Source organism: Leeuwenhoekiella polynyae, from assembly GCF_004104075.1.
Taxonomy (GTDB): Bacteria; Bacteroidota; Bacteroidia; order Flavobacteriales; family Flavobacteriaceae; genus Leeuwenhoekiella; species Leeuwenhoekiella polynyae.
On record NZ_QOVK01000021.1, the window covers coordinates 11976 to 24986 of the forward strand.

General features: G+C 37.8%; 11 protein-coding genes. 4 read left to right on the forward strand and 7 right to left on the reverse strand.

The genetic code is table 11. The annotated features are described in order from the left end of the window. Positions 1-4: 4 nt before the first annotated feature. From mobB to DSM02_RS16570, 7 genes are all read right to left on the reverse strand, one after another. Positions 5-1036 carry a MobB family relaxase gene (gene mobB, locus DSM02_RS16540; protein WP_128766657.1) on the reverse strand — a complete coding sequence of 344 codons (1032 nt, stop codon included), beginning with the start codon at positions 1034-1036 and terminating at the stop codon, positions 5-7. Between the two features lie 11 nt (positions 1037-1047). After that, positions 1048-1428 (reverse strand): BfmA/BtgA family mobilization protein, encoded by a 381-nt coding sequence (locus tag DSM02_RS16545; RefSeq protein ID WP_128766658.1) that lies wholly within the window; start codon positions 1426-1428, stop codon positions 1048-1050. 443 nt (positions 1429-1871) lie between these two features. Then, entirely contained in the window at positions 1872-2321 is a 450-nt protein-coding gene (locus DSM02_RS16550) for a JAB domain-containing protein (protein ID WP_128766659.1), read from the reverse strand. 11 nt (positions 2322-2332) lie between these two features. Then, positions 2333-2713, reverse strand: coding sequence for a DUF6876 family protein (locus DSM02_RS16555; protein ID WP_128766660.1), 381 nt, complete (start codon positions 2711-2713; stop codon positions 2333-2335). A gap of 65 nt (positions 2714-2778) precedes the next feature. Continuing rightward, positions 2779-3117: a single-stranded DNA-binding protein gene (locus DSM02_RS16560; protein WP_128766661.1), complete on the reverse strand. Its 339-nt coding sequence runs from the start codon at positions 3115-3117 to the stop codon at positions 2779-2781. An 11-nt stretch (positions 3118-3128) separates the two neighbouring features. After that, positions 3129-3347 carry a hypothetical protein gene (locus DSM02_RS16565; protein WP_128766662.1) on the reverse strand — a complete coding sequence of 73 codons (219 nt, stop codon included), beginning with the start codon at positions 3345-3347 and terminating at the stop codon, positions 3129-3131. Between the two features lie 329 nt (positions 3348-3676). Next, on the reverse strand, positions 3677-5281 hold the full coding sequence (locus tag DSM02_RS16570) for a DUF6377 domain-containing protein (protein ID WP_240674091.1): 1605 nt from the start codon (positions 5279-5281) through the stop codon (positions 3677-3679). Between the two features lie 481 nt (positions 5282-5762). Between DSM02_RS16570 and DSM02_RS16575 the strand changes: the two genes are divergently transcribed. Genes DSM02_RS16575 through DSM02_RS16590 form a run of 4 tightly spaced genes read left to right on the forward strand, consistent with a single transcriptional unit; the run spans position 5763 to position 13002 of the window. After that, complete coding sequence (locus tag DSM02_RS16575) at positions 5763-8726, forward strand: SusC/RagA family TonB-linked outer membrane protein (protein WP_240674092.1); 2964 nt, start codon at positions 5763-5765, stop codon at positions 8724-8726. A 6-nt stretch (positions 8727-8732) separates the two neighbouring features. Then, entirely contained in the window at positions 8733-10226 is a 1494-nt protein-coding gene (locus tag DSM02_RS16580) for a RagB/SusD family nutrient uptake outer membrane protein (RefSeq protein ID WP_128766664.1), read from the forward strand. Between the two features lie 12 nt (positions 10227-10238). Continuing rightward, positions 10239-11591, forward strand: coding sequence for a SusF/SusE family outer membrane protein (locus DSM02_RS16585; protein WP_128766665.1), 1353 nt, complete (start codon positions 10239-10241; stop codon positions 11589-11591). Positions 11592-11622: 31 nt separating this feature from the next. Continuing rightward, complete coding sequence (locus DSM02_RS16590; protein ID WP_128766666.1) at positions 11623-13002, forward strand: alpha-amylase family glycosyl hydrolase; 1380 nt, start codon at positions 11623-11625, stop codon at positions 13000-13002. The last annotated feature ends 9 nt before the right edge of the window (positions 13003-13011 follow it).

The window sequence follows — 13011 nt, forward strand, 5'->3', positions numbered from 1 at the left end:
ACGCTTAGATTCCTATAGAACTTGATTTGAGAACTACTTCCGCCCCACGTCTTAAGCGTTTAAAAACCCGAAGTGCGACTTGTGCCTGACTAACTGGAATGCTGGGGACAACGGGCAAGCCTGTTTTGCTCATGATTTTAAACGCCAATGCTTTTTCGTTTGCAGGTAATTTCATCAAGGCTGCAAAATAGCGGTTAGTATCCTTCACAAAATCCTTTCGCGCTTTATAGGTTTCGGCAAAATTGCGGTTATAGGCAAAAGTCTTATCAAACGTCTTTTCAGCTTTTTCAAAAAATTGATCCCGATCAAAACCACGCTTTACCCTTTTACCGTGCATTTCAACTTCTGAAGCTTTGTGTTTACTTCCTGGGGAAAGACTGACCGAATTGGAAGCATCCTTTCTACTTACAATGATGTGAATATGACTTTGATTTCCATCTTTTACCATTCCCTGAACAATCCGCTTTCCGTTTTGTTGATGGGGTGCTTGGCGTTCCAGTTTGGCAATTTCTTTTTTTATTTTGCTAATATTTCCTTCAGTTCGTCCTTCTTGAACATTTCTGATTTCATTTTTAAGTGCAAGAATTTTTGTAGCATAAGGCTGATTTTCTTTAACCTGCCAATCTGTTCCTTTAAAACTTCGCTGATGTTCGATTTTAGCATAGTATTTTATGTCATCAATATGGACTGGTCGTCCGTTGATTTCCCGATTGAAGCTGGAAACATAATCCTTCATCAGTTCACGGGTATACCTCTTTAAATCTTCACTACTGTTTTGAAGTTTTCGCAATTCATATTGTGAAGGACTGACTGTAATGGAATAAAACTTAGGTTCTACCTTTTTCAATTTTGCAGTGTTTCCATCAATTTCTTGGATCACTTCTTCCGCAGGTATTTGATCGCTATATTGATTGAAAAAGTGCTCCATATCCTGTGTTTCCAAACCTTGATTTTCCTTCTCCAGATAGTCCACAAAATCAGCGGAGCTTTGGGAAAAGTTGGTTCCTAATTTTTGAGGTGTGATGGTGATGTACATAGCTCAATGATTTAAAGTTGGTTGCTTTGGTTTTTCTTCTCGCGAAAGCGGACTTCCTTTTTTTCTTCCGCATATTTCTTTTCTATAAGCTGTGGTTTTTGGGTTGGTTCCTCTGTTTCAAACAGGGATTGAATCATCGCCATTGTAGGTTTGGTTTGGGTCTTTTCCACATCACGTATGATGGCAATAACCGCATTGATTCTTTTTAAAATTTTGGCTTCGATGGTACGCCCGGTGGGGCCTAATTGTTCCTTTGGAGATATTTCATTGTAGAAGAAAAAGTCGAGCATCGTAGCCATTGCCTCGGTGTGCGATTTGAAGTACTTGCGTGAGAATGTTTGGAAACGTTTTGCGGTTTCCTTTTTAAATCTAATTCCGGTAAATGAGTCCATATTTCGCCGATTTGTCGCAAAATCTTCCCTAAAATTGGGCGTTCACAGCCCGTTTGTCGCAAATCGTTGATTGTAAAAAAATTATAAATTATTCAAATTACTGGTAATCAGTGATTTAAAATAAAAAAGGAATCCAAAACATCGCGCAGCGTGTTATCCTCTTGCTATTCCTTTTCGTTCGCCCGTGGCGAACAAAATTCCATACAATCCGGTCAATCCCGATAGGTATCGGGACCGATTGCCATTCTCAGGGAAAATGATTTTCCGATATGTTTATATTCGATATTTAGCGCTATCGGCGAAAGTCAAAAAAAGGATAGCCCTATAAATAATTAATTGCTGAAGTACAGCCGTTTAAATATACAACTTTTGTATTAAAATTGAATTAGTAGCATAAAAAAAGACCTCTTTTTAGAGGCCTTCAACTTTTAAAGTTTCGGTAGTTATAAAATGCCTTCATCTGCAAAACTGTAATACTCCCCTGTTGGAATTAAAATTAAATGATCTAGAATTTTGATGTCTAAGAAATCAGCAGCCGACTTGATTTTTCTGGTTAAGTTTTTATCGGCTTCACTGGGCCTTAGGGTTCCACTGGGGTGGTTATGGACTAATATTAAAGCAACCGATAACGACTTTAAAGCCACTGCAAAAAGCAGGCGTAAATCCACTAAAGTTCCGGTTATTCCTCCGTGCGATATTTGGTAGATTCCTTTGACTTTATTGCTGTTGTTTAGCAACAGGATTTTAAAGGATTCATATACCGCAATGGTGTTTTGGTCCCAGTTTTCAAAAACCACCTGAGCGGCGAGTGAGGAGGAGCTAATTTTAGGCCAGTGTTCCGCTTTTAGTTTTGGGCGGTAACTTACCCTTATTTCATTGATACGTGTTTCCATAACTAAAAGGTTTAATATTCATTAGGCAGCATCAGCATATCATCTACAAAGAATAGGCGCAGTTCATCCAGAGGCAAGTCTGTTAGCTCATAATCTTGTTGAAACAGAATTGTTCCATTTCCATCAGCATAGGTGATTTGTGCTTCTTTATGCAAACGCGCTTGTACTTCTTTAGAAAAGCGTTTGAAATGAATCACTAAAAAATAGCTTTTGTGTTTTAGGCTTTTAGTAATTACAGCTGCATCAGTTATCAGCCAATAGCAGTTGGCAGCTTCGACTAGGTACTTCACCCCTTCGGTGTATCGGGTTTTAAGCATCGGAATCGTGTAGCAGGTTTCACTACCGCAAAATCGTTGCAAGTGTTCTTGTATTTGTTTACTTTGTATACTCATTTTAATAGGTTTAAAGTGTTTAATTAGAGGGCGAAACTTTGATCGGGAACGCCCTCTTTTTAGATTTAAGCTTTAGATCCCAGTAGAAGAATTTCAAAGGCTTCTACTTCGGTTACATAGCGTTTAAAGCCGTCTTTATCCTCATAGCTTCGGGATTTAAGTTTCCCGGTCAGGGTTAATTCCTTGCCTTTGGGAGCGTAATTTTCAATAAGCTCTGCGGTCTTTCCCCAGGCAACTACGGTGTGCCATTGGGTATCCTGTACCTTTTCTCCTTTAGAATTTTTATAAAATTCATTAGTAGCCAGTGAAAAGCGAGCTACTTTTTTTCCGCTTTCCAGTGTAGTTAACGTAGGTTCTTGTCCTACATTTCCGATTAATTGAACTTGATTTCTGATCGTACTCATAACAGTAGTATTTAAAGATTAATTAAAATGCTGCCTAAACTATTCAGACAGTTTGCGTTTGTATCTTGAAAAATTGATTTACTTATTTTATCCTGAGCGTTTTCCTTTTTTGTTTTTGTTTGTTTTGATCCCGCTTCTTTTTGTATGTTTTGAACTGATTTCATAATGCTTGTTTTTGATTTACTTCCCTTAGTGCCTATCGCTGTTCCCTTTTTTTGTTGCTGATACATTTTCAAGAGTTTGAATTAGTAAGGACATATAAAAGCGCGGCACAAGCGGTTATGCTGTCCGGCTAACTTCAAACTATTGGTATTTTGCTTTCAAAAAAAAGAGATGTACAGCGATGCTGCTAAAGGGAATTCAAAAAGGAAGTATAGGAAGTTCTAAAACGTAAGAAGTGGGGGGCAAATGTTTAATATCAAATGCTATAAAAGCTATATTTCTCGAATATTTTAGAAGCTCTGATTAGTTAGAATAAATTATAGATTTTATTTTTTAACTCAGACACTAATTAAACTTAATTTCTAAATAACAGATAAAGATTAAAGCTCTATTAATTCTAGAGTCGTTTAATATCCATTATTTTTTCTTCAAAAATATCTTTGTATAGTGATTTACTTTTTACTCGGGTTTTGTATGTATAAACCGTAGCCACCGAAATATCAAGAAAATCTGCCACTTGCTGACTGTCTTGTATTCCTAATCTGTAGAGTGCAAAAATGCGCAGTTCGGTATTTAATAACTCTCCTTTCTTTAAAGTGCGGGGCTCGTCTATAGGAAACAATTTGTTGTACGATTTTGTAAACGAAGGAAAGAGTTTAATAAACACCATATCAAACCGGTGAAAGAGCTCACTGCGCTCGCTTTTTACGCTATATTTTTTAAGTACATTTAAGACTTCTTCTGGGTTTTTGGTTTTGATTTTATGAATTGTACTTTTTTGAATCGTACCTATTTTATTAATTAAATCTGAAGTAGCTTTTAAGAAATAGGTGATGTAATCTTGTTTAATCGCATCTGCTTCTAGCAAGCTGAGGTTAACTTCTTCTAGGCGTAAGTTGTACTCGTTTAAAGCTTTTCTAGCCGCATTTTTTTCTTTAAGCTGCTTAAAAATTATTCCCACAAAAATCAACACAATAATTGCAAGAATGGCGAGTAATATGACGGTCTTTTCTAGCGCATCATTTTTCTGTTCTACATTATACAATTGGGCACTTTCTATGATAGGTAAAATGCTCGAAATTTCTACTTTACGATGGCGGGCATTGTAAAAAGTAGCATCATCCATCGCGAGGTGAACGTAGGTGTTTGCCCGCTCTAATTCCCCCATTTGGTAAAGTTCGTTGGCGAGGTTGCGCAAGGCTATATTTTCTTTGGTGGCATTACGTATGTCAGAAATAGCGGCCTTTGCTAGGTATTCTATAGATTTTTCTTGATCGCCCAAAAACGTATAAACATAACTTAAACTAGAGGTCGCGACCCCATATTGATCTGCCGGAAGATCGAAGTTTGTAATCCAATACAAGTAAGCATCTTTAGCCCCATCCCAGTCTTGTTGTTTGAGTAATAATAGGCCTTTTGCTGCCCAGTATTCTGAAGTTTTAGGGGTGGCTTGAGCCATTGCAGTAGTTAATAGTTTATTTCCTTTTCTAATATAATCTATAAGAAAACGTTGATCTTGATTGTAATTAGCAATGTCAAAATAAGATCGTGCCCGCGTAAAATAGTAATCAAAAACATCTTGATCTAGAAGGGTGTTTTTTTTAATACTACCTAAGGTATCTATCGCTTCTTTAAAAAGACCTGCCGAAATAAGAACAAAACCTTCGTGAATTTTTGCACTTGCCAGTAAAGTAGAATCATTAATGCTAAGCGCGGTACGTTTTGCTTGTTCTACATAATAATAAGCCGAATCATATTTAAACGATTTGTACTCATTAAAGAGGTTTATGTAGGATATGTATAACGCCTTTTTATCACTTGTGAGGCGTTTGCGCTCTAGTGTTGCCTGCAACTTATGAATGCGGTCGTATTTCTCGAGTAAATAGGTGTTTTGATGTTGAAGTTCGCGATCTAAAACACCTAGTATTCTGTCGTTTTTTTGAGCAAAAAGACTTGAGCTAAGGCACAACAGAATAAAAAACGATATCGTAAAATCTTTCAAAGGGCAGTGCTTATTAATAAAGTTAGGCAAATGCAAGGTTGGTAATTTATACAAACAATTTTTATTGACACATTAAAAAAGAGGTTAATAAGAGGTTGTTTTTAAAGATTACTCTAAATATACGTTAATATTTATCTCAATAAAACATTGATTTTCATAAAAACTTAAATAATTTAAATACTTGTTTTATAGTTGTTTATGTTGATTTGATGTCTTGATTAATCTTGATTTTTCATATAAATATTTTTAACAATATGAGTTTAATATAGTTTTGAGTCCTCTATAAATTTTTGAGTCCGCAAACGTTTAAAGTTGTGAGCGTATATTTTTTTATTAGGCGGCACTTTATAAAACGAGTAGGGCATTCACATAATTCAAGTAGATCATTTTAATCTCAAGTATGGAAAATAATTATTTAACAATGAAGCGTGTCTCTTCCTTTAGCGTAGCTAAAACAGAGGTGATGCTAAAAACGTGCTGCATGCTAGTTGCAGCTCTTCTTATTTCCTTTTCTGGTTTTTCAGCAAATAAAGAAAGGATTGCTCCAATTTTTACAAGTTTAACGACTCAACAAACCGTTACAGGTATTGTGTATGACGATGCAGGTACACCTATGCCTGGTGTAAATGTTTTAGAAAAAGGAACTACTAACGGCACAATGACTGACTTTGACGGAAATTACAGCCTTAGCGTTTCTAGCCCTGATGTTGTGCTGGTTTTTTCTAGTATAGGGTTTGAGAGTTTAGAAATTGTTGTAAACAATCAAACGAGTATTAATGCAACCTTAAAAACATCGGTAGCTGCACTAGATGAAGTTGTAGTAATAGGTTATGGTACAACTACCAAGAAAGATATTACAGGTGCTGTTTCTTCGGTTTCAGAAAAAGATCTAAATCAAGGGGCGATTACAAATCCGCTTCAGCAATTAACAGGTAAAGCTGCCGGTGTAAACATCACCCAGACGGGTAGCGAGCCGGGATCTTCTCCTAGTGTGCGGATACGCGGTATAACTTCACTAATAGGAGGCAACGATCCGCTTGTGGTGGTAGATGGGATACAAGGTAATATGGATTTGCTTAATCAGGTTCCGCCTAGCGAAATCGCGTCTATAGATATTTTAAAAGATGCTTCGGCGACTGCCATATATGGTTCTCGTGGTGCGCCGGGTGTTATCATTATTACTACTAAAAAGAATCGCGCAGGGACTTCATCTTTAGAGTACACCAGTACGGCTTCTATAGATTTTATCCCTAAGCAACTAGATATGCTTAATGCAGAGGAGTGGTGGAAGCAAGCACGTAATAATAGTGTGCCTGCATCTACAAATCACGGTGCAAATACAGACTGGTTTAATATTTTAACCCGTACAGGATATACGCAAAACCACACCATTTCTTTTGGAGGAGGGACACATAATTTTAATTACCGAGCTTCGGTAAGTGCTATTTTACAAGAAGGAATTGTAATTAATTCTAGCAATAAAAAGTTTATAGGTCGAATTACTGCTACTCAAAAAGCATTAGATGATCATCTTACGCTTACCATGAATTTAAACAGTGGGATTAACAATACTACCAGCAGCGTGCAAAGCATAGGTCGTGCAGCCTTCACCTCCAATTTAATCTCTAATGCTTATGTAATGAGACCAACTGATCCTGTTTATGATACTGCTGGTAATTATTATATGGATCCTAATGTTTTTCAATACATCAACCCGTATGCAGTTGCAGAAACCGTGGTTAATGAAGGGCAAAATAACAGTTTATTTGGGAGTCTTAACACAGATTTAAAATTGGTCAAAGGATTCTCTATAACTGGTTTTGGTAGCTGGAGAAAAACCGATAATGTAAACGGTTTTTTTCTACCTGTAAAATCAACTGTAGCAGCAGCAATAGATCAAAATGGGTTTGCTAATATTAATAATAATCGTCAAGATGAAAAATTGATGAATGTAAGCTTGAAATATAAAAACACATTTGGTGATCATACTGTAGATGCATTAGCATTGTATGAATATCAAAGTCAAACTTATCAAGGTAATTATGCGCAGGCAAGAGGCTTTTTTAATGACCTGGCGACTTACAATGCTTTGCAGTTAGGAGACCTGTCTGATGTGCGTCCTGGAGATATTTCTTCGTATAAAAATGACCGTACACTCGCTTCTTTCTTAGGTAGAATAAACTACTCGTATTTAGAACGCTATTTATTAACCTTAAGTTATAGACGTGATGGTTCTTCTGTTTTTGGTGCAAATAATAAATGGGGAAATTTCCCAGCTATTGGTGCTGCTTGGATTATAGATGAAGAAGGGTTTATGAAAAACCAGGATCTTTTTGACCAGTTAAAATTAAGAGCAGGTTATGGGGTTACAGGTAATCAGCAAGGGTTATATCCGCAAAACTCCCTGTCGCTGGTTAGTGCGGCTGGTGTAACCTATTTTGGCGGATCGCAGATTACCAACTTCAACATTACGCAAAACGTAAATGAAGATTTGCGTTGGGAGACTAAAAAGCAGTTTAACGCAGGTATTGACTTTGCGCTATGGGATCGTAGATTCTCTGGTTCATTTGATGCTTTTACAGCAACTACAGATAATTTACTGTTTAATTATACCGTGCCTCAACCACCATTTCCTTACGGCACTATTGCTGCAAACGTGGGAAGTATACGCAACAGAGGCTTAGAATTATCGCTTAGCTATGATTTAATTAGCACAGATGATGTGACCTTAACCCTAGGCGGAAATGCTTCTTTACTAGATAACGAGGTGTTGAATTTAAGCGGAAGCATTAACGGTGTTCCTTTAAATACAGATTATGTGTCTTGGGGTTCTAATTCTTTCTTAATTGAAGGTAAACCTATAGGGACGTTTAATATTCTTCAGCATTTAGGTAAAGATGATTCTAGCGCAGAAACGGTTGTAGATCAAAATGGAGATGGTGTTATAGACCAGGGCGTGAGAAGTCCAGATCGTGTGCTAGAAGGTTCGGCTTTGCCAACATATAATTTTGCATTTAACCCTTCCTTTAGATACAAAGGTTTTGATTTATCTATGGTTTGGAGAGGTTCTGGCGGAAACAAAATTTACAACGGAATTAAATCGAGTTTGAGCTATTTAGAAAATTTAGGAAAGTCTAATGTATTGCAAAGTGCAATTCCGCTAGGGATTTATACCTCGCAATACGGTTCAGATTTATGGTTAGAAAATGGCGATTTTATACGTCTAGAAAACTTAACTGCGGGATATAGATTTTCTTTTGAAGATGCTAAGTTCGTAGAGTCTGTACGGGTTTCTTTAACGGGTTCTAACCTGTTATTAATCACAAATTACTCAGGCATAGATCCAGAACTTAACTTAAGCGGAGGTAACGGTTTTGGTTCAGATAACGGAATTTACCCAAGAACACGCACAATAGCTTTAGGTCTAAGCGTAAAATTAAAATAAACACACATGAAACTAAAAAATATACTAGTAGTAGTAGGACTTATAGCTGCAAGCTTTGCAAGCTGTACAGATATAGAAGAGCAAGTTTATGATAAATACCCAGCTAACGAATTTTACGGCTCGCCAGAAGGCGCGGATGTGGCTTTGGCAGGTGTTTACGCAAGAGTAGGTGGTAACTGGGATGGCGTAGGTTATGCTGGGGCAGATAACGGCTGGTATGACCTCAACTCGATGAGTGCAGATGAGCAGGTAATTCCACACCGTAACACAGGCGATTGGCAATTAGATTTTGCTCGTTTGTACTTACACTCGTGGTTGCCTACAGATTTAATTGTAAACAATACGTGGAACTGGTTATACAGTGCTGTTTTTAGTGCAAACCTAGCCGTAGAGCAATTGCAAAATGCTAACGCAGAGGATTCTAAGATAGCAGAAGCCAAAGTTTTACGCGCATTTTTTTATTACTTATTGATGGATGATTATGGCAATGTACCATTTTATACCGAAAACAACATTACGGTAGACGAGTTGCCCCAAATAAGCAGAGCAGAATTGTATGATTTTGTAATTACAGAATTAGAAGATAATGTCGAAACACTTGCTACTACTAAAGGCGGTACGTACTATGGCCGTTTTAATAAGTGGGCAGGTTATGCTTTGCTGGCTAAAGTATACTTAAATGCAGAGGTTTATAAAGGAACTGCACAATGGCAAAAAAGTCTAGATGCGATTACAAAACTAGAAGAAGGTGGCTTCTCGTTACATTCTGGTGCGACAAGTGACACTAACCCTTTAGGGTATGAGTATTACGAACTATTTGGTGATGTAATGCCAGAGGATGAAACCATACTTGCGATGTACGTTACCGAAAATATCGTTTCGCGTAATATATATACTGTACGCAGTTTAAGCGGCCCTCATGCACAAGAAGTATTTGGCTTTAGCGGGTGGAACGGGACTATCGTACCAACCGCTTATTATAATGCGTATGCAGATAATGATATACGTAAAGCACAGTTTAAAGTAGGCGAGCAACCAGGAAATATTAGTTACTCTCTTGAAGTCTCTTCATTAGACAATCCTGGCGCTGCACCCTATGCTGGTGTGCGCAATATGAAGTTTTACCCCGTAGCACCACTAGACGGAGCTGGCGCCTCTAATGATTTTCCAATCTTTAGATATGCAGATTTTATGTTGATGAAAGCAGAGTGTTATGTTCGCTTAAATAATGCTGCAGCTGCAAAGCCTTTGGTAGATGCGGTACGCGTTAGAGCTGGTTTAGCGGCTCTAGCTGTAGCACCTACCTTAGAAGATATTTATAACGAGCGTGCTTTTGAGCTTAACTGGGAAGGCCACCGCAGACAAGACATGATACGTTTTGGGACCTTCTTAGATGCTAATGATTATAGAGGAGTATCAGAAGCATATAGAACCTTATTTCCTATTCCTACTTCTGCATTAGATGCAAATCAAAATCTTGAACAAAATCCTGGATATTAAAAACACCGTACTATGAAAAATTATATGAATAAATTTTTATTTCTTCTTGCTGTGGTTTTCCTTTTTGCAGCTTGTGAAGACGATGCAGAATTAACAAAACTGGCAACCGTAAATTTCACGGAAAATCCCTTAGCAACTCCAGATGCAATACTGTTAACTCAAGAAGAAGCTATTCAAGCAGCAGTAACAGTATCTTGGGATGCAATTACTTTTCCTATAGAAGCTCCAGTAATATATAGCCTACAATTTGACGTGGCTACAGATACGATAGGTGATCAAGCCTGGGCTAATGGCGTAACTGTAGTAGCAGGGTCTGAGGTATTTAGTAAATCATTTATTGGTTCAGAAATAAATGATATTGCAAAAGATTTGGGACTAGAGGCAGGTGTAGAAAGTACGGTATTATTACGCGTACAAGCCTATTTAGACCGTACAATTTTCTCTAGTGCGATTGGAATGCAGGTTACACCCTATACTACGATAATCCCAAATACTAGTTTATACCTACCGGGAAGTTATTCAGATTGGAATGCGGACACAGCAAATACTATTTCGGCAACTGCTACATCTGGAGTTTTTAAAGGGGTATTCACGTTGAGCGATGCAGATAAATTAGAATTTAAAATTGCTTTAGATCTAGATTCTGAAACGGTTTATGGCGGCGATGATAACGGAAACCTTGTGCTAGATGGTGCAAATCTTAAGCTACCTGCAGCAGGAACGTACCAAATAAACGTAGATCTAAATACTTTAAAATGGTCTGCAACCCCATATTCTTGGGGAATTATTGGTCCTGCAACACCACAAGGTTGGGGTGCAGATACAGACATGTTTTATGATACAACAAATCAGGTTTGGAAATACGTAGGCTACCTACAAACCGGTGCGATGAAATGGAGACTTAATGACGATTGGGCAACTAATTATGGGCCGCAAAATAATGATGACGGTATTGCGTATTTAGATGATCCGGGTGCGTATACAGTTACTGCTTCTAGTGTTTATGAAGTTACTTTTAAAGTAAATGAAGATCCTGCAACAGCGACGTATAGCATTAATACAGTTAACTGGGGAATTATAGGCGATGCAACACCAGCAGGTTGGGATGCAGATACAGATATGACGTTTAACTCTACGGGAGGGTTTTGGGAAATCACAGCAGATTTAGTTCCTGGTGCGTTAAAGTTTAGACGCGATGATTCGTGGCCTAACAACTACGGACCACGAAATAGTACAGACGGTATTTTGTATTACGATGATCCTGGTGCACACGGGGTTAACGAGGCGGGTACCTATTACATAACCTTTACGGTAGATGCTACAAACCCTGAAATGGCAAATTATACCATTGAGAAACTAAACTAATTAGTGATTACTAATGCTTAAAGACATAACAATGAAAAATTATATAAATATTTTAATTCTCTTTTTATTCACTGGTACGCTTTTTTGCTGTCAGAATGATGACGATGCAACAGCTACAGCAAATTTATACAAGCAGTATAGCATGCCGTATGCTAATGTTCCCGTAAGTGAAGATGCTTCTATTTATCAGGTAAACATTAGAGCATTTAGCGAAGCCGGAAATTTTCAAGGTGTTACAGATCGTTTAGACTACATTCAATCACTAGGTGTAAATGTGTTGTATTTAATGCCTATTTATCCCGTTGGTGTAGAGCGCTCTGCAGGTGGGTTAGGTTCACCGTATGCCGTGCAAGACTATAAAGCCGTAAATCCAGAATTTGGTACGCTAGAAGATTTAAGAACTTTAGTAAGTGCTGCGCACGAAAAAGGAATGGCAGTAGTTTTAGATTTTGTGGCGAACCATACGGCTTGGGACAATGCTTGGATAACCGAGCACCCTGAGTACTACCAGCAAGACGCTGACGGAAATATTATTGTACCACCAGGAACAGGTTGGAACGATGTAGCGCAGCTTAACTATGATAATCAAGAGTTGAGATCAGCAATTATTGATGCTTTGACGTACTGGTTATACACAGCTAATGTAGACGGGTATAGAATGGATGCAGCAGATTACGTGCCCTACACATTCTGGAGTGAGGCAATCACAACTTTAGAAAATATAAAAAGTGATGAAAACTTATTAATGCTTGCTGAAGGTACTAGAACTGATCATTTTAATTCGGGGTTTGATTACACCTTTGGTTTTGATTTCTTCGGTACAATGGAGCGCGTTTTTGAAGGCGAGCCCGTAACCTTACTACAAGATTCAAATGCTACGATGTATGCAGATGTCTATGATGATAGCAAGCGTGTTGTAAAATACACAACAAACCACGATGTGAACTTAAGTGATGGCACGCCTATTGAATTGTTTGGCGGTGTAAAAGGTTCGATTGCAGCATTTGTGGTAGATGCCTATATGCAATCTGTACCTATGATTTATAATGGGCAGGCAATAGGCCTTAACGAACGTCTAGAGTTTTTCACAAAAGACCCTATAGACTGGTCTAACGTAAACGAAGACCTTCTTGCAGAATACAAAGCAATTATCGCTTTTAGAAATGAAAGTACCGCGATACGAAGAGGAAAACTGGCTTCGTATAGCAGTGATGATATTGCAACTTTTACAATGACGGCGGGAGAAGAGCAAGTGCTTGTTCTTTCTAATTTAAGAAATAGAGACGTGAAGTATATTCTTCCTGCAGGTTTTCAAAACTCAACGTGGACTAATGCCTTTACAGGCGAAAGCGTTTCTCTAAACACTGAATTAAATTTAGAGTCATATAAATATTTGATATTAACAAAATAGGAAGTTAAC

Excerpts from the sequence above, each read along its gene's own strand:
- DSM02_RS16555 (WP_128766660.1), bottom strand. The coding sequence starts at position 2,713 with ATGAGTATACAAAGTAAACAAATACAAGAACACTTGCAACGATTTTGC.
- mobB (WP_128766657.1), bottom strand. The coding sequence starts at position 1,036 with ATGTACATCACCATCACACCTCAAAAATTAGGAACCAACTTTTCCCAA.
- DSM02_RS16560 (WP_128766661.1), bottom strand. The coding sequence starts at position 3,117 with ATGAGTACGATCAGAAATCAAGTTCAATTAATCGGAAATGTAGGACAA.
- DSM02_RS16590 (WP_128766666.1), top strand. The coding sequence starts at position 11,623 with ATGAAAAATTATATAAATATTTTAATTCTCTTTTTATTCACTGGTACG.
- DSM02_RS16575 (WP_240674092.1), top strand. The coding sequence starts at position 5,763 with ATGCTAGTTGCAGCTCTTCTTATTTCCTTTTCTGGTTTTTCAGCAAAT.
- DSM02_RS16585 (WP_128766665.1), top strand. The coding sequence starts at position 10,239 with ATGAAAAATTATATGAATAAATTTTTATTTCTTCTTGCTGTGGTTTTC.
- DSM02_RS16545 (WP_128766658.1), bottom strand. The coding sequence starts at position 1,428 with ATGGACTCATTTACCGGAATTAGATTTAAAAAGGAAACCGCAAAACGT.
- DSM02_RS16550 (WP_128766659.1), bottom strand. The coding sequence starts at position 2,321 with ATGGAAACACGTATCAATGAAATAAGGGTAAGTTACCGCCCAAAACTA.
- DSM02_RS16580 (WP_128766664.1), top strand. The coding sequence starts at position 8,733 with ATGAAACTAAAAAATATACTAGTAGTAGTAGGACTTATAGCTGCAAGC.
- DSM02_RS16565 (WP_128766662.1), bottom strand. The coding sequence starts at position 3,347 with ATGTATCAGCAACAAAAAAAGGGAACAGCGATAGGCACTAAGGGAAGT.